This window comes from Bradyrhizobium sp. NBAIM18 (assembly GCF_020193825.1).
Classification (GTDB): Bacteria; Pseudomonadota; Alphaproteobacteria; order Rhizobiales; family Xanthobacteraceae; genus Bradyrhizobium; species Bradyrhizobium yuanmingense.
Window position 1 is genome coordinate 254,018 of sequence record NZ_JADYVO010000004.1, and the last position, 22,007, is coordinate 276,024.

The 22,007-nt window shown below is 64.9% G+C and carries 21 protein-coding genes; 8 read left to right on the forward strand and 13 right to left on the reverse strand.

Going from position 1 to position 22,007, the window contains the following annotated elements:
* Positions 1 to 544: 544 nt before the first annotated feature.
* Both I6F17_RS11635 and I6F17_RS11640 read right to left on the reverse strand, forming a co-directional pair.
* Entirely contained in the window at positions 545 to 784 is a 240-nt protein-coding gene (locus tag I6F17_RS11635; RefSeq protein WP_225115011.1) for a hypothetical protein, read from the reverse strand.
* A 317-nt stretch (positions 785 to 1,101) separates the two neighbouring features.
* Complete coding sequence (locus tag I6F17_RS11640) at positions 1,102 to 2,175, reverse strand: hypothetical protein (RefSeq protein WP_036044021.1); 1,074 nt, start codon at positions 2,173 to 2,175, stop codon at positions 1,102 to 1,104.
* A gap of 246 nt (positions 2,176 to 2,421) precedes the next feature.
* On the opposite strand from I6F17_RS11640, the gene I6F17_RS11645 reads away from it, so the two are divergent.
* Complete coding sequence (locus tag I6F17_RS11645; protein ID WP_036015237.1) at positions 2,422 to 3,495, forward strand: patatin-like phospholipase family protein; 1,074 nt, start codon at positions 2,422 to 2,424, stop codon at positions 3,493 to 3,495.
* On the opposite strand, the gene I6F17_RS11650 is transcribed toward I6F17_RS11645, so the two are convergent.
* Together I6F17_RS11650 and I6F17_RS11655 are read right to left on the reverse strand one after the other, a co-directional pair.
* Positions 3,496 to 3,924 (reverse strand): CBS domain-containing protein, encoded by a 429-nt coding sequence (locus I6F17_RS11650; protein ID WP_036015240.1) that lies wholly within the window; start codon positions 3,922 to 3,924, stop codon positions 3,496 to 3,498.
* A 188-nt stretch (positions 3,925 to 4,112) separates the two neighbouring features.
* Positions 4,113 to 4,931 carry a rhomboid family intramembrane serine protease gene (locus tag I6F17_RS11655; RefSeq protein WP_225131751.1) on the reverse strand — a complete coding sequence of 273 codons (819 nt, stop codon included), beginning with the start codon at positions 4,929 to 4,931 and terminating at the stop codon, positions 4,113 to 4,115.
* 450 nt (positions 4,932 to 5,381) lie between these two features.
* On the opposite strand from I6F17_RS11655, the gene I6F17_RS11660 reads away from it, so the two are divergent.
* The 3 genes from I6F17_RS11660 to I6F17_RS11670 all read left to right on the forward strand — a co-directional run bounded on the left by I6F17_RS11660 (position 5,382) and on the right by I6F17_RS11670 (position 7,790).
* Positions 5,382 to 5,936, forward strand: a complete 555-nt coding sequence (locus I6F17_RS11660; protein ID WP_036029643.1) for a PAS domain-containing protein — start codon at positions 5,382 to 5,384, stop codon at positions 5,934 to 5,936.
* A gap of 135 nt (positions 5,937 to 6,071) precedes the next feature.
* Positions 6,072 to 7,205 (forward strand): DJ-1/PfpI family protein, encoded by a 1,134-nt coding sequence (locus tag I6F17_RS11665; protein WP_225115095.1) that lies wholly within the window; start codon positions 6,072 to 6,074, stop codon positions 7,203 to 7,205.
* A gap of 78 nt (positions 7,206 to 7,283) precedes the next feature.
* Positions 7,284 to 7,790 (forward strand): GNAT family N-acetyltransferase, encoded by a 507-nt coding sequence (locus I6F17_RS11670; RefSeq protein ID WP_225131752.1) that lies wholly within the window; start codon positions 7,284 to 7,286, stop codon positions 7,788 to 7,790.
* Positions 7,791 to 7,836: 46 nt separating this feature from the next.
* Here the strand turns inward: I6F17_RS11670 and I6F17_RS11675 are convergent, their stop codons facing one another.
* The 3 genes from I6F17_RS11675 to I6F17_RS11685 all read right to left on the reverse strand — a co-directional run bounded on the left by I6F17_RS11675 (position 7,837) and on the right by I6F17_RS11685 (position 10,902).
* Positions 7,837 to 8,061, reverse strand: coding sequence for a hypothetical protein (locus tag I6F17_RS11675; RefSeq protein WP_081493898.1), 225 nt, complete (start codon positions 8,059 to 8,061; stop codon positions 7,837 to 7,839).
* Between the two features lie 115 nt (positions 8,062 to 8,176).
* The gene (locus I6F17_RS11680; protein ID WP_225131753.1) at positions 8,177 to 8,662 is read right to left on the reverse strand and encodes a phasin; all 486 of its coding nucleotides are present in this window, start codon (positions 8,660 to 8,662) and stop codon (positions 8,177 to 8,179) included.
* Between the two features lie 314 nt (positions 8,663 to 8,976).
* Complete coding sequence (locus I6F17_RS11685) at positions 8,977 to 10,902, reverse strand: DEAD/DEAH box helicase (protein ID WP_225131754.1); 1,926 nt, start codon at positions 10,900 to 10,902, stop codon at positions 8,977 to 8,979.
* 271 nt (positions 10,903 to 11,173) lie between these two features.
* On the opposite strand from I6F17_RS11685, the gene I6F17_RS11690 reads away from it, so the two are divergent.
* Positions 11,174 to 11,914, forward strand: coding sequence for a metallophosphoesterase family protein (locus tag I6F17_RS11690; protein WP_225131755.1), 741 nt, complete (start codon positions 11,174 to 11,176; stop codon positions 11,912 to 11,914).
* Positions 11,915 to 11,920: 6 nt separating this feature from the next.
* On the opposite strand, the gene I6F17_RS11695 is transcribed toward I6F17_RS11690, so the two are convergent.
* The 4 genes from I6F17_RS11695 to I6F17_RS11710 form a co-directional block, all read right to left on the reverse strand.
* Positions 11,921 to 12,343 carry a VOC family protein gene (locus I6F17_RS11695; RefSeq protein WP_036044017.1) on the reverse strand — a complete coding sequence of 141 codons (423 nt, stop codon included), beginning with the start codon at positions 12,341 to 12,343 and terminating at the stop codon, positions 11,921 to 11,923.
* A gap of 138 nt (positions 12,344 to 12,481) precedes the next feature.
* Positions 12,482 to 12,934 (reverse strand): DUF5680 domain-containing protein, encoded by a 453-nt coding sequence (locus I6F17_RS11700; protein ID WP_225131756.1) that lies wholly within the window; start codon positions 12,932 to 12,934, stop codon positions 12,482 to 12,484.
* Positions 12,935 to 12,937: 3 nt separating this feature from the next.
* On the reverse strand, positions 12,938 to 14,089 hold the full coding sequence (locus I6F17_RS11705) for a zinc-binding dehydrogenase (protein ID WP_225131757.1): 1,152 nt from the start codon (positions 14,087 to 14,089) through the stop codon (positions 12,938 to 12,940).
* Between the two features lie 202 nt (positions 14,090 to 14,291).
* Positions 14,292 to 15,041, reverse strand: a complete 750-nt coding sequence (locus tag I6F17_RS11710; RefSeq protein ID WP_225131758.1) for a class I SAM-dependent methyltransferase — start codon at positions 15,039 to 15,041, stop codon at positions 14,292 to 14,294.
* 207 nt (positions 15,042 to 15,248) lie between these two features.
* Between I6F17_RS11710 and I6F17_RS11715 the strand changes: the two genes are divergently transcribed.
* The 3 genes from I6F17_RS11715 (at position 15,249) to I6F17_RS11725 (ending at position 18,191) form a co-directional block, all read left to right on the forward strand.
* The gene (locus I6F17_RS11715; protein WP_346657049.1) at positions 15,249 to 16,565 is read left to right on the forward strand and encodes an MFS transporter; all 1,317 of its coding nucleotides are present in this window, start codon (positions 15,249 to 15,251) and stop codon (positions 16,563 to 16,565) included.
* A 57-nt stretch (positions 16,566 to 16,622) separates the two neighbouring features.
* Positions 16,623 to 17,234, forward strand: a complete 612-nt coding sequence (locus I6F17_RS11720; protein ID WP_026312634.1) for a PilZ domain-containing protein — start codon at positions 16,623 to 16,625, stop codon at positions 17,232 to 17,234.
* Between the two features lie 330 nt (positions 17,235 to 17,564).
* The gene (locus I6F17_RS11725) at positions 17,565 to 18,191 is read left to right on the forward strand and encodes a transglutaminase-like cysteine peptidase (protein ID WP_225131760.1); all 627 of its coding nucleotides are present in this window, start codon (positions 17,565 to 17,567) and stop codon (positions 18,189 to 18,191) included.
* Between the two features lie 117 nt (positions 18,192 to 18,308).
* Here I6F17_RS11725 and I6F17_RS11730 read toward each other — a convergent pair whose 3' ends face one another.
* Together I6F17_RS11730 and I6F17_RS11735 are read right to left on the reverse strand one after the other, a co-directional pair.
* Positions 18,309 to 20,069: a CYTH and CHAD domain-containing protein gene (locus tag I6F17_RS11730; protein WP_225130872.1), complete on the reverse strand. Its 1,761-nt coding sequence runs from the start codon at positions 20,067 to 20,069 to the stop codon at positions 18,309 to 18,311.
* Positions 20,070 to 20,246: 177 nt separating this feature from the next.
* Entirely contained in the window at positions 20,247 to 21,794 is a 1,548-nt protein-coding gene (locus I6F17_RS11735; RefSeq protein ID WP_225130871.1) for an FAD-dependent oxidoreductase, read from the reverse strand.
* Between the last annotated feature and the right edge of the window lie 213 nt (positions 21,795 to 22,007).

Sequence of the window (22,007 nt, forward strand, 5' to 3'; positions counted from 1 at the left end):
AGAGGGCGCAGGGAAGACCGGGTGCCGGCCGGGCACCCACGGTCCACTGTGCGAAAGGTGGCAACGAAGAATTTGCACAGCGGCATACAGGTGAAGCCAAACATCCGGCCTTCGCTGCGCAGTGGCTTTACGGCTTATGTCGTGCTCTCCCCGGGGAGCGATGCACTATTGCCCCCGTCGCCTTGCGGATGGCTGACGCGTGGGCCCGGTCGGGCAACCACATCACCACAAGACTTGGCGCACAGACCCCGGGCGCCAGGACCACACGATTTTGCGGTACGCCGATGACACTGGTCGTATGCGCGAGGTCTTTGCTCACGGCTCTCCGCCCTGCAAACCCTTTCGCGCCAACGCCATCAGCGTCCACCGCCCCCCGGCCCGCGTTCGTGACGATCGCGATACGTCCCTCTTCCTTGGGCCAGGTTGCGCGACACATACGCGATTTCCGAATTTCGGTAAAGCGGAATATTTTCGGTTGCGTGCGTTGACCTAGCACTCGCGTGTTTTGCCCGTCGGGCAACGCAAGGGATGGTGGCCTACCCCGCTAATCCTCGCTGGAGGCCGCCGAGCGGTTGCGCAAATAGGCCTGGGACAGCAGGAAGAACAACGCGCGTTCGCCCTGATATTTGGCGGACGGGCGCGTGCGCTCGAAGCCGTCGGCAAATATCTTGCCGGACTGGTCGCACACCTGCCACCGCCAGCCGAACCGCTTGCGCCTGGTGAGGATCACTTCGAACATGTCGACAAGCCTGGTCCCCTGCTCCATGCCGGTCCTGCAAGGCATGAGCCTGCTCCGGCTTCCCCCATTGGACGGACGCCAGACATATAGCGCAGCAGGATGGAAAGAGAATAAAATTGATTATCGGAAATACGTACCGTCCACGATCGTAAGCAAGACGCGCTGCTGCTGGAATAAGCCGATGCCGCCGGTGTTTGCTGGCCCCTGCACGTAATGATGACGCTACCGGTGGTCACAACAGAACACAGAGATGGGTCCGAGGTTACCTGGCAGAAACCCACTGACGGTGACGGTAACAGAAGATGCACATCCGTGCGCGCGATGAGAATCGTCGTGCCGGAGCCTCTCGCCGCCGGCTGCCCTTAGCGCGCGATGACCTCGACTTCGCCGTCGACGCCGTTGACGACGTTGAATCCGCGCTCGTAGACCTTGCCCTCATTCTTGGCGATGGCGCGGTACTCGCCTTCGGACAGCACGACGCGCGGGAACGCGCCGATCGATTCCTTGATGACGTCGCCGCCGGGGGTCAGCACCGACCAGGCGGTGTTGGCGAGCGCCTCGCCGCCCCTGTCGCTGACCAGCTTGAGCGTGATGACGGCGGCGCGGTGGGTGATGGTGACGTCGGTGAGCTTGCCGGCCTGGACGCGGATGTCCGAGCGCACCACCGAATTGGCATCGCCGTAGTTGGAGACGATGTAATAGGTGCCCTCCGGGATCAGCACGACGTCGCCGGCGGCGACGTTCGGCACCAGGGAAGCGCGCTCGCCGGATTCGAATTGGCTGCCCTTGTAGATCGCGAATGAAATCTGGTTCTGCGGAATGCGGCTGGTGCCGACGCGGCCCTCGATGCGCAGGCCGCCGGCCGGCAGCACGAAGGATTCGCGATTGGTCTCGGACTTCAGGCTGACGGTGCGCACCGCGCTGACGAGGCCGAAGGCGACGTGGACGACATAATTGCCGGGCGGCAGCACGATGTTCGGCGTCCCGCTGCGGTCCTCGCGGATCAGCTTGAAGGTGCCGTTCTCGTCGGGCCGGTCGGCAAACACGCGCCAGACCAGGCCGCTGGTGATCGGGGCCGAGTCCTTGCCGTACTTCGCCGTCAGCGACAGCACGCCCTGTCCGGGCACGGCCGCATTCAGCGGGGCGGCGGGCGGCACGGTCGAGACAGCGGGCGGTGGCATGCTCGGGGTCGCCGGCTGCATCAGGGTCGGCGGCAGGCTTGGCGGTCCCGCGCCCAGCCCGGAGGGCGGCGCCAGGCTGACAGCGTTGCCTGGGTCGGGCACCGAGGCCGGCGGTACCGGCGGCGGACGATCCGAGAAAAGCTGCGCCTGGGCGGCATTTCGGCCGGAAGTAAAGAGGCATACGGCAAGGACGAGCGCCGGCAGCAGCCTGCCGCTGCGCCGCCATCCGCCGATGCCGTCACCCCCGCGTGTCATGCTTCCTGCTTTTCACCGAAAACGCGGCAAATTCAAGCCTCTGAAACCCCAGGAAATACGGCCCTGGACCTTCGGTGGAACCGGCAGACGGCTGCGTGATTAGTCCCGTGGCAACCGGCCCTCGCCATATTCCTGCCCCGTGCCCTTTCCAAAGCGGCATAAACCATGCTTCGCGCCTGATATGGCGAAGCGCAAGTGCGATGCCTAGTCTGACGATGCGGGCTGGCCCGGCGTAGGAGAGTTTCGGTGCTGGACAGATTGAAAGGCCGGGGCGCGAACGGCTCGAACGGCGAGAAAGTGGGCGAAAAAGTCGGCGAAAAAGTTGGCCTGGGCAGCATCCGCCGGCCGGTGATCGGCCTTGCCCTCGGCGGCGGCGCGGCGCGCGGCTTTGCCCATATCGGAATCCTGAGGACCCTGATTGCCAATGGAATCGTGCCCGATGTCGTGGTCGGCACGTCCATCGGCGCCGTGGTCGGCGGCCTCCACGCGGCCGGCCGGCTCGATACGTTCGAGGAATGGGGACGCAGCCTGCAAGGGATGCGCAACATTCTCGGCTATCTCGATATCCGTCTCAACGGTTCCGGCCTGCTCGGTGGCGAGAAGCTCGCGACCCGGCTCGAGGAGGCGATCGGGCAGATCCTGATCGAGGATCTGCCCATCAAGTTCGCGAGCGTCGCGACCGAAGTTCGCACCGGCCACGAGATCTGGCTGACGCGCGGCCGCGTGGTCGATGCCATGCGCGCGTCCTACGCCCTGCCCGGCATCTTCGCGCCCGTGCTGATCGGCGACCGTTGGCTGGTCGACGGCGCGCTGGTGAACCCGGTACCGGTCTCGGCCGCCCGCGCGCTCGGCGCCGAAATCGTCATCGCCGCAAATCTTTCCAGCGACATCTTCACCCATTCCACCACGATCTATTCGCACGGCGCAGTGCCCGCCCCGGTCGTACCGGTGGCCGAGGAGCCGACGGCGAAGCGGCGCTTCCCGCGCCTGTTCTCGCCCGAGAAGACGATGAAGCGCGAGTTCTTCGGCGGTAACGGCCGGCCCGGCATCTCCTCGGTGATGGTGGACGCCTTCAACATCATGCAGGACCGCATCACCCGCGCCCGTCTCGCCGGCGATCCGCCCGACATGCTGATCACGCCGCGGGTCGGTCAGTTCGGCTGGTTCGACTTCCACCGCTCCGAAGACCTGATCGCACATGGCACGCGCGCTGCGGAGCGTGCACTGGAGTCCATCCAGGAGGCGATCCACGTGCTGGCGCCGGCGCCCGCGGGCATCGCGCCGAAAGCGGACGAGCCGAAAGCGGGAGACTTGGCCTGATCAGGCAGTCTTGATGTAGTCGCGCAGGGCTTCCTGCTCGCTCTCGTATTCCTGGACGCGGCGCTTGACGATGTCGCCGATCGAGATCAGGCCGACCACCTTGCCGTTGTCGATCACGGGCAGATGACGGAACTTGCCGGTCGTCATCATCTCCATGAGCTCGGCGACGGTGTCGGTCTCCTTGCAGGTCACGACCTTGCGGGTCATCACCTCCGAGACCGGCGCCTCCAGCACGCCGGCGCCGCGCTCGCCGAGCACGCGCACAATGTCGCGCTCCGACAGGATGCCCTCGAGCCGGCTCTGACTCATCACCAGCACCGCGCCGATCTTCTTCTCGCCGAGCAGCTTGATCGCGTCCGCCAGCTTGGCATCGGGCTCGACGCTCATGATCTGGTGGCCCTTGGTGTTCAGAATGGAACGTACCGTCATCGTCGCCTCCCTGAATCCGAGCCGTCCGCCTTTGGCGGTTCGGACTTGTTCGCGAGTCTTCAACTAACAGTTACAGCGCCGGTTTCACGCTCGTGCGCTTTGCGAAGCATCGTCGCTAAGGACGTGTCGCTTCGGAACATTCTTCGCGGGAATGATGGATGAATTCGGGCCGCGTCGCAAGCGCCGCTTCAGATACGATCTGAAACGTCCCGTGATGACGCATCCGCAGCATCGCTTCGCACGCGCGGCACGGGATCGAACAGCGCGAACAACAACAGGCCGGCGAAGAAGCCGCCGATATGCGCCTGCCAGGCCACGCTCGTGGTTTCCGCATCGACCCCGATCGCGCCCACGCCGAAGATGATGTTGATGCCGAACCACACGGCGAGGAAGCCGACCACCCGCCCGTCGCGGAGCGCGCGGGACAGCGGCAGCGCCGGAACTTTCGCGGCGGTATCGGCATCCGATCGGCTGAACGACAGGAAGCTGCCGCGGACGAAGGCAAAGCGGATTGCGGCTGCCATCGCGCCCGACACTGAGGCCGAGGCGCCGATCATCGGCGCCACCGCATGCTCATGGGTGATGAGATGGGCGAGCGCGCCGGCCGCCGCCGTCACGGCCAGGAAGACGAAGAACCTGACGATGCCGAAACGCCGCGCCAACGCGCTGCCGAACGGCAAGAGCCACAGCACGTTGAAGCCGAGATGGGTGAGATTGGCGTGCAGCAGCGAATAGGTGACGAAGGTCCAGACCTTCGCCCCCGCCCCGCCCGGGATCTGCAGATTGAGCAGCGAGGAATCGTAGCGCTTCGGGATGAAGCCGAAGACGTCGATGGTCCAGTTCTCGAGCTCGGGCGGTAGCAGCACGTGCAGATGGATCACCGCCAGCAGCAGGATATAGGCGGTCAGCGCCGGAGGCAGCGTCAGGATCGGCTCGTGCGGAGCCTCCACGACGGCCGGCCGGCCCGGCTCAGGACCTTGCGGCGACGAATCTTGCGGGGAATCCAAGGCAGCTTCGCTTTCGGGCGACATCGGGGCGACAGACTTGGAGATAGGCGCCTTTGCCGTCCCTGCGCAAGTGCACAAAAGGAAAAGGCAGGGCCGAAGCCCTGCCTGTCCGTGTCGGTCTTCCGGTGGCCGGAGAGATAAGGCGTATCCCCACCCCTCCCCGCGGCCCGTGACCAAACTGTTTGACGCCCTGTACAGGCCCCGCCGAGAACCTGGAGAAAAGCGGCGAGGCTTGCGACCGCGGTCACCATAGCAGGCGTGCGGCCGGCACGAAGCGCATAGTTAATTTAACGTTAACGACGTAAAGGCCGGCCCAAGAAGCCTGAAAACGCGCCGGCGGCATGGACGCTGCAAATCCCCTCCTGCACAACAACAGAAGGGATCGCGGGTGCACTGAAGCGGGACAAGTCTGTCCCTTCGAGGTTGCACCCCCGGGGCGAGCGTTCAGTCATGAAACATCCGTCGAGCCGCGCGTTCTTCGCGTATTGGGACAAGAAGCGCGGCACTGCACGGGCTCCTGACCGGGCCGACATCGACCCGGCCGCGGTCCGCGGCCTGCTCGGCGACATCTTCGTGCTGTCCTGCGAGCCGAACCTCGGCTTCCCGTTCCGCGTCGCCGGCACGCGCGTCTGCGCGCTCGCAGGAACCGACCTCAAGGACCGCAGCTTTGCGGCGCTGTTCACAGAAGCAAGCCGCAGCGAGATCGAGGAAATCACGACGATCGTCGCCGACGAGACGCTGGGCGCGATCGCCGGCGTCACCGCCGCGCGCGAGGACGGCAGCAAGGCGCATCTCGAGCTCCTGCTGCTGCCCTTCAACGCCCGCCCGCATACGCCGGTCAGCGTCACCGGCGTGCTCGCGCCGTTCGACGACGAATGCGGCACGTTGTCCGCCTTCACCCTCACTTCCTGGCGCTACCTGCACCAGCCGGAGAAACTCCTGCCGCGCGCCATCCGCAAATTGCAGATCGCGCGCGGGCTGATGGTGTATGAGGGGCTGCGATAGAGCCCCTGCAGACGTGCGGCGATCCTGCGATGGATCGCCGCGCGGCATGACCGTTTTTGCCGGATTTGCGTCATTCCTGATGTCGATGCGACCGGATAGCTTCCGCGCCGCGTGAGACGAGCGGGTGACATCATGATGAGCTGGCGCAATCTGGCGTGGACTGCCCTCGGCGGCATGACATTGCTGGCAGGGATCGGCGCGACCTGGCTGCTCCTGCTGCCCGCCGCGCCAGCCTCGGGACCCGCGCCTGCGATTTCCAGAGACGAAACCGAATCGACCCTGGCGGCGCTGAAACCGCCGAAACGCAAGCGCCCCTTAATCGCCATCGTCGGCATCAACGACATGAGCGAGACCACCGATTACCTGATGCCCTACGGCATTCTCGCCCGCGCCGACATTGCCGACGTCCTCACCTTGTCGACGCAGCCAGGGCCCGTCACGCTCTATCCCGCCCTCAAGGTGCAGCCGCATGCGACCATCGCCGAGTTCGATGCCGCGCACCCCGACGGCGCCGACTACGTCATCGTGCCGGCGATGAGCCGCGACGACGACGCAACGGTCTTGCACTGGATCAGGAGCCAAGCCGGCAAGGGCGCGATCGTGATCGGCGTGTGCGTCGGTGCCACGGTTGTTGCCAACACCGGGCTGCTCGACGGCAAGCGGGCCACGACGCATTGGTATTCCGTGGGCGATCTGAAGAAGCATTCGACGATCCGCTACGCGGCGGACCGCAGGCTGGTCGTCGACCAGGGCGTCGCGACGACCACTGGCATCACCGCATCCATGCCGATGGCCCTCACCTTGATCGAGGCGATCGCCGGCCGCGCCAAGGCCGAGGCGGTCGCCGGCGACATCGGCCTTGCGCGATGGGACGCACGCCACCGCAGCGACGCGTTCAGCTTCACGCGCCCCTTCGCGCTGACGGCGATCGCAAACACGCTCGCATTCTGGAAGCGCGAGCAACTCGGCATCGCGTTGACGCCTGATGTCGACGAGGTCTCGCTCGCCCTGATCGCCGATGCGTGGTCGCGCACCTACCGCTCGCGCGCCCTCACCTTCGCCGCCACGGCAGAGGCGCGGACCAGCCGCAGCGGTCTTCGCATCCTGCCGGACCGCATTGCCGGGAGCTGGCCGGCGGAGCAGGCCGTGCCGGATTCCGGCGCCTCGCCGCCGGCGCGGGCGCTGGACGAAACGCTGCGCGCGATCGAGACGCGCTACGGAGCACGCACGGCCGACTTCGTGGCGATGCAGCTGGAATATCCGCGATAACGACCGCCAGGATCTTTCCCGCTGCGCGCATCGCCGCGGCGGAATAGACTGGAAGGACACCACGAATGACGGATCGACATGAGCAAGCCGCATTGGCGTCCCGCGCGCGCCTCCGACCTTCCTGCGATCAGCGCGATTGCGGCACGCATCCATCCGGCGTTGCCCGAACGCGAAGAGGTGCTGGCGGAGAAGATCAGGCTTTGCCCGGACGGCTGCAGCGTGCTCGATACGGACCAGGGCATCGCCGGCTACGGGCTGGCGCATCCCTGGATGCGGCACCAGATTCCGCCGCTCGACGGCTTTCTGCAAGCATTGCCCGATCGCGCCGACTGTCTCTACATCCACGACGTCGCCGTATTGCCGGGGTTCCGCGGCGGCGGCGTGCGCGCTTATGTCGCCGATATCGAGAAGCTGGCGCGTGCATCACGCATCAGAACGCTCGCGCTGGTCTCGGTCTACGGCACGCCGCCGCTATGGGAACGCGTCGGCTTTCGGACCGTGACGGCGGACGCCGAGTTGCACGCAAAGCTCGCATCCTACGGCGACGGCGCGACCTACATGCTGCGCGACCTCGCCGCGACGTAATGCCCGTCCCCGGGCAAAATTGATCGGATTGCTTCGCAGGACGCCGTCAGGCGGCTTCACGCCGCTCCCGCGCGGAACGACTGCCTGCCCCCGGACTTCCCGTTTCGCAGACCCAGGCCTCCTTGGCAAACCACTCGTGCGTTGCCGCACACATCCCGCAATAGGTGCGAGAGAAGAACACTGCACTGCACCGAAATCGTTCGCGGTCCATCTCGATGCCGGTCGAAATGGCTCGGCCGGTTTCCGGGCACTTGATCATCACCATACCCATCTGATTTCCTCCAGCTCGGCATCCCTTCACGGAAAGGCGTCGCCGCCATCAGCCGGACGGCGTCTCTTCTGGCGAAGACGCTCGTCCGCCGATTCACGCGGCCGATAGCCTCGATTCAAGCTGCCCTGTGCAGAACCCGGTTGAAGCTCTTCTTGATCGGCTCGGCCGTCTCGGTCGCAACCTTCTGGGCAAGGTCCCAAAGCTCCCGGTTATGCCCGGAAGCCATTTCAAAGGTCCTGCGGCTGTGGGTGGTGGAGAGGTTCACGACATCCGCAAACGATCTCGCATCGGCGAGCTGGGACAGGAATTCCAGGGTGGAGCTGGTATTGACTTTCGATATTTCGATGACCTTGGTGCCGTAGTCGGCGGCACGCATGGCATTGGTCGCACAGGCTTCGTGGAAAGCGTCGGTGATCTCCTCGGAAGCCGCCTTCATCTGCTCGAGATTTGCCTTGGCCCGCGCGGCGCCCTGCTCGGCAAGATCGCCGAAGATCTCCTGGATATTGAAAAACGGCACGTCGAACTTGAGCCTTGCACCACCATTCCCACCCGCGGGAGTGGCATTCGCCTCGGCTTTCACATTGGCATCATGCATCGTCATTCCATCCTTTCACGCGAAACCAGATGTTGGATTGAAGACTCTCAAAAGCTCCCGGGTGCGGGCCGCACCGGGAAACCAGTGCCCCTACTCTCAAAATGGAGGGATGCTGCTGATGAGCTGCTCTCGCCCCCCTGCCGATGCCAACTATGACCAACCAGGATCGGACCTTCAGTTCGCTTTCAGACTCTCGACTCGATTAAATTCGATTCAAGCGACGACTCGCCGCAGGCGCCGCTCTTGCCGCTTTGTTGCGCCATAGCGCACCGCGCGAGCCTTCGGCGGCGTTAGTCTGGCCGGGGCCGGAAAGCGGCAGATCAGCCCCGACGCTTCTTCTTCGCATTTTTTCCGGGCGCGCCCTTCGCAGGCCACGGCGTGACCGAAGGCTCTGCATGGCCGGGCTTGTTCTTATGCTTCTTTTTCTTTGCGAAAGAACGCGCATCGCCGAGTTTCGGCGCGCGCTCGCCGTGAGGCTTGCTGCGCGGCTTGAATCCGGCTGCCTCGCGCGGGCGATCCTCGCGCCGTTCATGATGAGCGCCGGCCTCGCGCTGCGGCGCGCGGGGGCGCTCCTGAGGAGCTTCTTGCCGGTGAGGCGCATCCGTCATCGGCTCGATCCGGATGCTGTCTTCCTTGTCGGGACGCTTGATCTTTGCCGCAAAGGATTCGGCGACCCGCTGGGAAATCTCGAACTCGGTGGTGGTGTCCATGATCCTGATGGCGCCGATGTCGCGCTTGTCGATGCCGCCGCGGCGACAGATCATCGGCAGCAGCCAGCGCGCTTCCGCGTTCTTGCGGCGCCCGATGGCGGCGCGAAACCAGACGCTGCCATCCGCCATGACGTGCTTCGAGGATTTCCCAGCCTTCGACCGCGGCTTGGCGCGGTCCTCGCCCTGTTCGGACCTATCACGCCCGCGTTCCGGCCTGCCGCTTCGCTCGCCGGGATCGATGATGTCCTCGGGCGACGGCAGCCGCGCGCGATAAAGCCGCGCGAGCGCGGCGGCGATGTCCTCGGCCGAGCGCTCGGCCAATAGCGATTGCGCCAAAGCCAGATCGTCAGGACCAGTCTCCTCCGTGAACAGCACGTCCTTCATGCGCGCATGATCGAGCTTGCGGATGTCTTCCGCCTGCGGCGCCGTGCCCCAGACCGCGTCGACCCCTGCGAGATCGAGCAGCAGCTCGGCGCGCCGCCGCCGCGCGGGCGGCACCAGCAGGACGCTCGTCCCCTTCCGGCCCGCACGCCCGGTGCGGCCCGAGCGATGCTGCAGGACCTCGGCGTCGTTGGGCAAATCGGCATGAATGACGAGGTCGAGGCTCGGCAGGTCGATGCCGCGGGCGGCAACGTCGGTCGCGACGCAGACGCGGGCGCGGCCGTCGCGTAGCGACTGCAGCGCCAGGGTGCGTTCGTTCTGCGTCAATTCACCCGACAGCGCGACCACAGAGAAGCCGCGCTCCAGGAGCGCGGCTTGCAAATGCCTGACGGCATCGCGCGTGCTGCAGAACACCAGCGCGCTCGGCGCCTCGTAGAAGCGCAGCACGTTGACGACGGCATGCTCGACGTCGGCGGGCGCGATGCGGATCGCGCGGTATTCGATATCGGCGTGGCCGCCCTCGTCGCCGGCGACCTCGATCCGGAAGGCGTCGCGCTGATATTGCCGCGCCAGCGCGACGATGCCGCGCGGAAACGTCGCCGAGAACAGCAAGGTGCGGCGCGTCTGCGGCGTGGTCTCGAGGATGAATTCCATGTCCTCGCGAAAGCCGAGATTGAGCATCTCGTCGGCTTCGTCGAGCACAACCGCGGCGAGCTCGGAAATGTCGAGACGGCCGCGCCGCAGATGATCGCACAGACGCCCGGGGGTGCCGACGACGATATGCGCGCCGGCGGCGAGCTCGCGCTGCTCGCGCCGCGGATCCATGCCGCCAACGCAAGAGACGACACGCCCGCCGGCATGCCCATAGAGCCAGGCCAGCTCGCGCTGAACCTGGAGCGCGAGTTCGCGGGTCGGCGCCACGATCAAGGCGAGCGGCGCGGCCGCTGGTGCGAACTGCTCGGCGTCATCGAGGATGTTCTTTGCGATGGCCAAGCCGTAAGCGACGGTCTTGCCGGAACCGGTCTGGGCCGAGACCAGGAGGTCGCGGCCGGTGGCTTCATGGGCGAGCACCGCGAGCTGGACGGGCGTCAGTGAATCATAGTTCCGCTCGGCCAAAGCGCGGGCGAGCGGCGGGGTCAGGGCCGGAAGAGACACGAGATGGGAAACCTTGTTTGATTCAGGCGCGCAAACGGTGAACCGGCGCCCCGAGCTGCGTGCGCGGCAAACGGCCCGACCGCACGCTGATTTGATCTGGGCGCTCTTTACGCCAAGCGCCCGGAAATCACCATAGCCGTGATGCATGGCTTGACGGCGAGCCGCGCCTGAAGCTTGCAGCGGATTTTTGCGGCCAGCTCGATTAACCTTGGCGCGGTGGGATCGGCCTATAGCCGAGCCACGCTCACGTCTGGCGATATGGGGAATAAAGATGCGATTGGCGGTCATTTCCGACATCCACGGCAATCTCGCCGCGCTGGAGGCGGTGCTGGCGGATATCAAGACGCGGGGCGTCGATCGGATAGTCAACCTCGGCGACTGCGTCACCAGCCCGTTGTGGCCGAGGGAAACGTTCGAATTCCTCCAATCGCTGGCGTTGCCGACGGTTCGTGGAAATCATGATCGCTGGATCGAGGAGTTTCCGGATGACAAGCTCTCGCCGGCAGGTCTGTTTGCGCGCAACGCATTGACTGCGGAGCAGCGCCGCGCGCTTCACAACCTGCCCTCCCAGCTGCGGCTGGACGACGGCATCCTGGCCTGCCATGGCACGCCCGAGAGCGATACGGCGTGCCTGCTGGAGGACGCGCTCGACGACGGCCGCTTCGTGCCGGCACGCCGCGACGTGCTGGAGGCACGCCTTGCGAGCGAGCCGGCGGCACGCGTGGTGCTGTGTGGCCATAGCCACCGCCCGGCCGTCGTTCACGGACCGCGCGAATGTCTGGTGCTCAATCCCGGCAGCGTCGGATGCCCGGTCTTCGCCGACATTCCCTTTGCCGCGAAACTGGAACACCGCTCGCCTCACGCCCGCTACGCGATCCTCACCAAGGGCAAAAGGGGCTGGCAGGTTGAGCTCCTGGCGCTCGAATACGATTGGGAGGCCGCCTCGGCGCGCGCGCTAGCCAACAACCGCCCGGACTGGGCGCACGCCATGTTGTCCGGATACGTCAAATAGAATCTCTCAGATCTCCGCGTAGATCTCCAGCAGATTGCCGTCGGGATCGCGGAAGAACAGCGTGCGATGGCCGAAGGGCTGGTTCGTCGGCGGCGACAGCAGCGCCACGCCTTGCCGCACGAGTTCATCGGCGCACGCGTCGACCTCGGCCGCAGAGACCTTGAAGGCCAGCTGCAGCGAGGCGCTGCCCGTTGGCGTCGGTGCATCGCCGGCGGTGCGGCTCGGCCTTGCCAGCGCCAGCGTGTTGCTGCCGATGCTGTACTCGATCCAATTCGGCGACAGCTCGCGCGAGAGTGGAAAGGCGAGGACGTCCTCGTAGAAGCGCCGCATCGCCGCCATGTCGCGCACGAAGACGACGGTGTAGTCGATCGCGCGGATGGCGTTGAAGGGCGATTGCCGGGCTGGTTCGGGTGTCTTTTCGTCGGTCATTTCGTCGCTCGTTCCGGGCTCCGACTTTTAGCCCGCATGGAGCAAAGCGGAATGCGGGACGGGCGTCCCCGGATTACGCTCGGCTCCACCCGGGCTACGGATTTTATCTATCGCAGCAGGCCGCCACCATAGCGCAGCTCATAAAGCGGTGTACCATCCTGCCGGGCAATCGTCTCCACACCGTGGAAGCGATCGATACCGCCCTTTGATCTCGTTGCGGTACGCCATGCCGTCCAGCTCGAACAGGCGAGGTCCCCGGTAAGGCTCTTCGACGCCGACGCGCAGCAACGCCTGGCGCAGGAATTTGTAGATGGCGAGGAAGATCTCCCGCTCCGTGATCTCCGCACGAACGCCGCCGCTGTAGCTCATCGACCAGATGACGCGTTCATCCCGCGACACGGTCTCCTGCCCGACGAAGAAGCCCATCCCGAAATAGATATCGCGATAGGCATAAGGCGGCACGTGATGCTCGAGCTGCTTGGAGCCGGTAAGCAGCGGCGCAGCAACGGTCGCATCGTCATCGAGACCCGCATAGGTGCGGCGTTTGGCTTCGACCAGGAACGCCGCGAGATCGTGAGGCGCGGACGGCATCGTCTACTCCATCAGCTCCGGCCACGGCACGATGGTCGACTTCACCGTCTTCATCGCCATCGCGTCCTTCACCGCCTGCGCGACGCCCGCTTCCGTGAACGGGTAGATCGTCTGCATCTTCGCCCAAGGATATTTGTCACGCGTGCGGTAGAGCATGTCGACGCCGAGCGGGAGATCATTGCCGGTGAAGCCCCAGGATCCCAGCACGTTGAGATCCTTGGTGCAGATGCGGTGCCAGGAGGTGTCGATCGAGCCGGTGTCGGTGAACTGGCCCATCTCGACATAGGTGCCGCCGTCGCGCAGCATCTCGATGCCTTCGGGGCCGGCGGTCGGATGTCCCGAGCAGTCCATCACGAGATCGGCGCCGAAGCCGCCGACGATCTTTCGCACGCGATCGATGCGATGCGGCGGTGACTTCAGCTCCTCGATGTTCACGGTCGCCTCCGCGCCGAACTCACGCGCCAGCTTGAGCCGCGGCTCCTCCGGCGCGCCGACGCAGATCACGCGCCCTGCTCCCATCTCCCTGGCGGCCGCGACCGCCAGAATGCCGATCGGGCCGGAGCCCTGGATCACGACAGTGTCGCCCCAGCTGAATCCGCCGGCGCGGGTCGCACGATTGAAGGCCCGAATGCAGGACGTCAGCGGCTCCGACAGCGCACCCAGGCGCAACGACATGTCGTCCGGCAGCTTGTAGATCTTGGTGCCCGGCAGCATGTCGAGATCGACATAGACATATTCGGCCCAGCCGCCCCACAAATGCGGCGCCTTGTCGAAGCCGAGATAGCGGCCGTAATAGACCGGCGTCAGGCATTTGTTCGCGGTTTGCGGATAGTGGATGCAATAGTAGCAGCGGCCGCACGGCATCAAGGGCGGGATCATCACTTTCGATCCAACTTTGAGCGGCTTGCTCATGAAATCCTCGGTGAACTCGTCGCCGCATTCGACGATGACGCCGCCGAGCTCGTGTCCCAGCGTGAACGGCCAGGGCAGCGGCTTCGGCCAGTGCCCCTTGAGGATATGGAGATCGGTGCCGCAAACCCCGCAGGCGCCGACCTTGATCAGCGCGGCTTTCCGGCCGATCTTCGGCCATGGCACCGTGCGGATGACGGGCTCGCTGCCGGGCCCTGCGTGGGTGCAGACGCGGATCTGTTGCATGGCTGTTTCCTCGCTGCCCGCTTGTTATGATTTGTGTGCGGGCTGAGGCGAAGCGTATGTGAGACGCGCGCTCGTGCCAAGGTGCGGCCTTGCAGCCCGTATGGAGCGTAGCGGAATACGGGGAAGCGGCCCCCGGATTTCGCGGAGCCTGTCATCGGGCGGCGCTTCGCGCCGACCCGTTGGCGCCATCCGGGCTACAGGACTAAAGACCGCAGACGCATATCTGCCGCATGCTTTCTGCCGTCAGCTGACTGCGATCGAAATCACCGAAGCGCTCGATGAGGCGCAAGCCGCCCGAGGCCACGAGCAACGGCATCTCCTGCGGGAAGACGTTGCGCATCGGCAAGGCGGCTTGCCAAAAGTCCTTCTCCGTCTTGCTCGACCAGTACCAATCCACGTGCCTGATCTGGGTAAGCGGGTCGTACCTCGCAGTCTCCTCGACGGTGATCGCGCCAAGGCCATCGTGGATCACCGTGCCGATCAACTCGCGCTTGTTGGGATCAGTGTTGAGCATGGCGATATTGGGCAGGAAGGCGTCGAACACCAGACGGCCCTGCGGCGACAGGTGTCTGCCGACCGACCCGAAGAAGCCTTTGAAGTCGTCGGGGCTATGCAGATGCAGCACCGAGTTCATCGCGACAATGATGGTGTCGAAAGTCCGCCCGCCGAGATCGAAATCGCGCATGTCCAATTCGACGAAGCCGGGCTCAACCGCGTTCGCCCTGGCGTGATCTCGCGCCCGCTCCAGCATCGCGGAAGACAGATCGCCTCCAATGACATCAAGACCCGCCTGCGCCAATGGAAAGGTCAGGCGACCGCTCCCACAGGCAAGATCGAGAATGCGGCCACCGCGTTCGCGCGCGATGTCGACATAGAAGCGTTCTAGGATCGGATCTGGCGGAGCCATCAGGTCATAGAGATCCGGCCGATCGTAGAGACTGTTCTGTACCATGGAGACGATCGTAGCGAATAATTTCGTCACCTGCATGGGGCGACTGCTGCGGCTCGACGAGAGCAGGCCGGAAGTCGCGAGGCTCGCACCTCAGATAACGCGGGCCTCGTGGCAAGAGTGCATGGCTGCTGTTCCAGCACGCCCAATTGTCTTGAGCGCCGGCCGGCGAGCGTGTAACTCGCCACGAGTCTCACCTCAGGTCATCCCGTGAATCCCCTACCCCAAAATCCCGTGGCCGCGTCCGGATCGTTCGCGGCGATGAGGTCCGTGCCCTACCGTGTCCAGTTCGCCTCTTACGTGCTGGCGATGATGGCGGACAATATCGAGCATGTGATCAGCTATTGGGTGGTATTCCAGAAATTCCATTCGCCGACGCTGGGCGGGTTTGCCGTGCTGTCGCACTGGCTGCCGTTCCTGCTGTTCTCCGTCGCGGTCGGTGGCCTCGCCGACCGGTTCGATCCGCGCCGCATCATCCAGTGCGGCATGCTGCTGTTCATCGTCGCCTCCGCCGGTTGGGGCTTCTTCTTCCTGACCGACACGATCCAGATGTGGCACGCGATGCTGCTTCTGGTGATCCATGGCTGCGCCGGCGTGCTCTGGCAGACCCCGAACCAGCTCCTGCTCTATGACCTGGTCGGCCCGGCCGATCTGCCGAGCGCGGTGCGGCTGAACGCGATGGCGCGCTATCTCGGCATCCTGGTCGGACCTGCGGTCGGCGGGCTCATCATGCTGACGCTCGGTCCCTCGCACGGCATCATCTTCAACACGCTGTTCTATCTGCCGATGCTGCTCTGGCTGTTCTGGGCCCCGGTGCGGGACAAGAGCGTGGCAGTGCGGCGCTTCGCCGTGCGCGGGCTTGCCGACATCGTGCTCACCATCCGCGCGATCGGCACCCAGCCCGTGCTGTCGGCGATGACGTGGCTCGCCGGCCTCACCTCCTTTATGATCGGCAACGCCTATCACGCCCAGATGCCGGGCTATGCCGGGGATCTCGGCCATGGCGATCCTGGCGTCTCCTACAGCGTGCTGCTCGCGGCGGACGCCGCCGGCGCAGTGCTCGCCGCCATCGCGCTGGAATCCTGGGGACGATTGAAGGGCACGCCGCGCACAGCCATCCTGCTCGCGATGCTGTGGGGCGCAGCGCTGCTCGGCTTCGCGCTCGTGCCGGTCTATCCGGTCGCGATCGCGCTCTTGTTCTTCGCGGGCTTCTTCGAGCTCTCCTTCAACACCATGGCGCAGGCGCTGGTGCAGCTCAATGCGCCGCACGACATCCGCGGCCGCGTCGTCGGCCTCTACAACATGGCCGGGCTCGGCATGCGGGCCTTCAGCGGCATCACGGTCGGGGTCGCAGGCGCGGCGATCGGCATCCACTGGTCGCTCGGGCTCTCGGCCGCCGTGCTGCTGGCGCTGCTGTGCCTGCTTTATGGGCGCGCCGCGAGGAAGCCGAGCCCCCCTGAAGGTGTGGCTTTTCGAGCGCATCGCGTCTGTCCGTGTCCAGCGCGCCCGATCCTAACGCGGCATTAACCCTGTGCACCTTAGGGTCGCAAGGACTCCGCCCGGGCGGGGGGTCGGGTGTTGGAAATGGCGTTGGCGAACAAAAAATTTCTTCCGGCCGCCGAGGAGCGCAGACGCTTCCAGCGGGTGAAGGTGCACCTACTCGGCCGCTACATGCTGCCGGACCGCCGGGAATTCCCCTGCCAGGTGATCAACATGTCGCCGGGCGGCCTCGCTTTGCTCGCCCCCGGCATCGGCAATGTCGGCGACCGCGTGGTCGCCTATCTCGACCATATCGGCCGCGTCGAGGGCAAGATCACCCGGATCATCGACAACGGCTTCGCCATGACCATCGGTGCGACGCCGCGCAAGCGCGACAAGCTCGCCGCGCAGCTGACCTGGCTCGCCAACCGCGACATCCTCAATCTGCCGGAGGACCGCCGCCACGACCGTATCGTGCCGCGCAACCCGATCGCGGTGCTGACGCTCGAGGACGGCACCAAGATGACCTGCCGCATCATCGACCTCTCGCTGTCGGGCGCGGCGATCGCTGCCGAGAACCGTCCGCCGCTGAAATCGACGGTTCTGCTCGGCCGGGTCCAGGGCCGCGTGGTCCGAAACCTCGAGGACGGCTTCGCGCTGGAGTTCATGCACGAGCAGCCGGCGGAGACACTCGAAGAGAGCGTTACCGCGCGGTAAAGCGCAAAGACGCGAAAACCTCCATATTTCCAGGCTCGAAGGCGGCTTCCGCGATGCGGACGCCGCCTTTTTCATGTCCTGCGGCGAATGGCCAGCGGTTAACGGAGGGGCTGCAGATGAGCACAAACAACGCTTCTCCCGGCGTTTCCGCGTTAATGGATAAAATTTGAATCAATTGCAGTCATATCGAATTTTACGCGAATTCTATTCAAGTATAGATCGAATTTGCCGCGCCTTTTACTTGCATTCGTCTCGACTTGACTTGGTCGACTTAGCGGCAACTCAAAAGCTCCGTGCGAAATGTGGTCCCAACAAGAAACGGGGGCCGCAATGTTTGACTTCAGGGGACGGGGGAAGGGACTGGCGCTGGCCGCCATGCTCTTCGGGATCAGCGCGGCAGCGCAGGCCGGCGAAGGCCGTCTGCTCTACGCGAGCCTCGGCGACACCACGCGTGCGCCGATCGGCTGGGTCGAGTTCTGCGCGGACAATGCTGCCCAGTGCCAGGGCGCACCGCTGCAGCCGCGCGACATCGTGATGTCGCAGGCCGCATGGCGCGACCTCGTCAAGGTCAATCGCTGGGTCAACGAGACCGTCAAGCCTTTGACCGACCAGGAGCACTGGGGCGTGATCGAGAAGTGGTCGCTGCCGACGGACGGTTACGGCGACTGTGAAGACTACGTGCTGTTGAAGCGCAAGATGTTGATGGATGCCGGCTGGCCGCGCCAGGCCCTGCTCATCACCGTCGTGCGCGACAAGAAGGGCGAAGGGCACGCGGTGCTGACGGTGAAGACCGACAAGGGCGAGTTTGTTCTCGACAATCAGAACGAGAACGTCCTGGCCTGGACGGAGACCGGCTACCGCTTCGTCAAGCGCCAGTCGCAGAGCGATTCCAACGTCTGGGTCTCGCTGGGCGATACCAAGCCGGCGGTCTCCACCGCCAGCGCGAAAGATCAATAGGAACGAGACAACAGGTTACGCGACCCGGTCACATCCCCACCCCTCCCCGTCCCAGACCGGTTCGCGCGCGGCCAGCCATCCCCCAATGGCTGGCCGCAACTTTTTGGGAAAGCGCGATCAGCTCTGCTCGCCCTGGCGCGACCAGGGCACGCGCGCGGCGGTGAAATCCCGCCAGCTATCCTGCAAGCCCTGCTGCATGCCGATCGATGCCCGCGCCTGCCAGCCGGCGATCGCGGCCGCCGCAATGGTGCTGTCGCGATCGTCAGCGCCGAGCCCGTCGAGCAACGAGGCCGTCACCGCCATGTCGTTGAAGACGCCGAGCTCCTCCTGCAAGCCGGCGAGCCGGCGCGCGAATTTTCGTGCGGACTTGCGATCCTCGTAGAGCGGCAGCAGGAACTCGCTGAGATAGCGCAGCCGCTTGGTGGCGAGCCGCACGCGGTGCAGTTCGTCGACCGTCAGCGACTTGAAGCGGCGGCCGCGCTTGAGCACCTTCGCGTGCTGTTCCGACAGGACGCGCTGCGCGAAATTGATGGCGGGCTCGGCGAGCCGGCCGAGATCTTCCGGCGCAACGCCGTTGCGCCAGCCGCGCGTCTCGATCCAACCGCCAAGACCGATCAGGAAGAGCGCGCAACGGCGATCATCGAGCGCGTGGCGGGCGCTGCGATAGGCTTCCGCCTGACGCTGAGCCGCGGCCCGCCCAAGCGCATCGAAACCCGCGACCGACGGACAGGCTTTTGCGATCGCCGGCAAGGTGGCGAGCAGGAACACGTCCCAGTCGCGCGCGGCAGACAGGCCTTGCGCCAGCCATTTGGCCTCCGAGCGCAGCGCCTCGAGGTTGCTGAGCGCGCCGACCGATCGCATCAGATCGAGCGCGGATCGCAGCCGGCGCAGCGAGACGCGCAGCTGATGCACGCCTTCCGGATTGCGGCCGTCCTCGGCCGCCGGCAGCGATTGCAGCAGGTGAAGGAAGCAGGCGCGCAAGATGGTCGCGAAGGCTTCGTCGAGCGTCACGGAGGGATCGAGACGAAGCTTGCGCGGCCGGCGAGCCGACGGCGGCAGGTCCGCGGCAAGATCGAAGCCGCGCGCCGACTTGCTGCGGATGGACGGCTTCACCGTTCCGTGCTCCGCAAGGCGCAGGGCGATCTCGTAGATCACGCTCGTGCTGCCGCTCTTCAGCTCCAGCTCGATCTCGCTGACAGGAACCGACCGGTCGCCGGCCGTCAGCTCGCCCTGGTCGCAGGCGACCTCGACCGTGCCGGATGGCAAGTCGATGATGCGCGTGTGCCGATGCACATCGGCCGTGAACACCGCTTCGAGCGGCTGCGCTTTGAGTCGCTCGCGAAGCTTCTCCGGAATGAACGGCATCGCCAAAGCGAGATCGGGCGCAAGCGAAGGCACGCTTGCTTCCCATTCGCCGCGACGCAACGGATCGTCCGCAACCTCGGTCTTCACGGTCTGCACGAAACGCGTGCCGCTCTGGCGGACGCGCAAGCTCAGGCCGGCACGACGAAGCGCCCGCTCGGGCGTGTCGTAGTAGACGGATTTGAGACGTTTGCGCGTGCCCTTGTTGCGTGCGTTCGCCGCGATCACGGGCGCTGCGCCGAAATGCGCCATGCGATCGGCACCGACGAGCAGCTTGAGCTCGATTTCGCCAACGGGAGATGCGGGCTGGGTTGGGCTCGGCGCGGGCGTCACGTCCTGCGATGGCGTCTGCTCAATGGCAGCGCGCTCCTCGACCGTCGCGGGTTCCACGCTGACTTCCTCGCGTTGCCCCGGGAAGCCGGTGAGGAGCTGCGTTCTCTTGGTGTTCCCAACAGCAGAATTGGCTTCCGGCGCGCCCGGAGTCTTGCGAGCCGGCGCAGCATCTGACTTCAGCATTTGCGGTAACATGACAGTTCAATGAGAAGGCGACAGGATATAGCCTGTACAGTTTGCGAGGACTAGTCACATCAGATCGCCGCGCGTCATGATTCACATGCAGCTCGTCACGTATAAGCTGCAGCCGTCAGGGCAAGCCCCGTTAAAGCCTGACCACAACACGCCGACCGATGCCGGTCATTCTGCCGCTTCAAGATTGGCCGGCTTTTCAGCCTCGCCGAGCGGGGAAATCGCCGGGCCGTTGAGCGCGGTGCCATCGGGGGCAAACTGCGATCCGTGACATGGGCAATCCCAGCACTGCTCGAGCGAGTTCCAGTGCACGACGCAGCCCAAATGGGTGCAGCTCGCCGAATGCAAATGCAAATGTCCGCTTCGGTCCCGGCACGCCGCGATCTTCTTCAGGCCACTTCGGAAGAGGCGCCCCTCGCCGGGCCGCAGTTGTTCAGCGCTCGCGATTTCACTTGCGGTGAGATACTCCGCGAAATTCTTGATAGGGGTGATGTTCTCGCTGATGAACTCGCCGATGTTCCTTTGAATCTTCCGCGACGGAGCGTAGACGTCCTCCCAGGCACTTGCGCCGCTGGTGATGAGATCCGCGATCAGCATGCCGGCCACGAGCCCGTTGGTGATCCCCTGCCCGGAGTCGCCGCTGACAACGAATACATGCTCCTCGTCGGGGCTGCGGCCGATGAAGCCGGCGAAATCGACCGGCTCCAGCACCTGACCCGACCACCGATGGGTGACCTCGCGCAAATCCGGCAACCGCTCGCGCGCCCAGCGCTCAAGCGCGTCAAGGCGCTGTGCGCCATCATTCGCTTCACCCGACTTGTGATCTTCGCCGCCGATGATCACGATGTCCTCGTCGGCAGACAACGGGTGGAGGCGGACATAATGATAAGGATCGAGCGTGTCCCAGTAGAGCGCATCCTCCACGGCGCCGGCCGCAATCTTCGCGGCGAGTGCATAAGTGCGGTAAGGCGCCTGCTTGGTGTGGATTGCCACCTGAACATTGACGGGCGAGTTGGTCGCAACCACCACGTCGGCGGCGTGAACCTCGTAGCCTGAGGCGGTGGTGACGACCATGCTACCCTGGCGTTGCTGGATGCTCTCGACGCAGGTGTCAGCATAGAGCTGGGCGCCCCGGCGCTGCAGTGCGCTCGCCAGACCGGCGAGATATTTAGTCGGATGCAGGCGCGCCTGGCGCGGAAAGCGCAGCGAACGCGTCTGACCCCTGTCATGGAATGGTGTCGGATTAATGCAATTTTCGACAGGAATCTGCAGCTTGCGACAGCAGTCCAATTCACTATCCAGCTCGGATGCGGACGTTTCGGATGCCAGTACCCAATAGCCATCGACGCGCTTAAAACCGCAATCGATGTGCTCGGCGCCTTGGATGGCCTCGACGCGATCGATCGCGGCAGCGACGCTCTGATAGTAACGCCGCGCACAGTCAGGGCCGCGGACTCGCACAAACGCATCATAACCATCATCAAGCGCGGTCGCCAGATGCGCCGTGGTGCGCGCCGTCATCCCGCTGCCGATGCGGCCGCGATCGAAGACTGCGACCGAACGTCCATGGCAAGCAAGTTCATATGCGACCGAAAGCCCGGCTATTCCGGAGCCGACCACGGCAACGTCCACGCCGACCGTACTCGACAGCACCGGAGCTTCGGCGACAGATACGTCCATCCAGAGGGACCACGTGTGCTCATCCCGTACATTCATGGCGCTACTCCTCGGAAGAACAAACGATGCAGCAGAATGACGGTTCCTATGTGCGCTATCGAACGAAACGCCGATGAGATGGCCGCATTCATTAGGAACCTTCATCGCGCTCGCGCTTGAACCGGCATGAAAAGTCCATCACCGGGGATGCGCAGGGCGCTGCGCCAGGCGCGATTGTACGGGCACCTGCTCGTCCGCAACGATAGGCTGTAT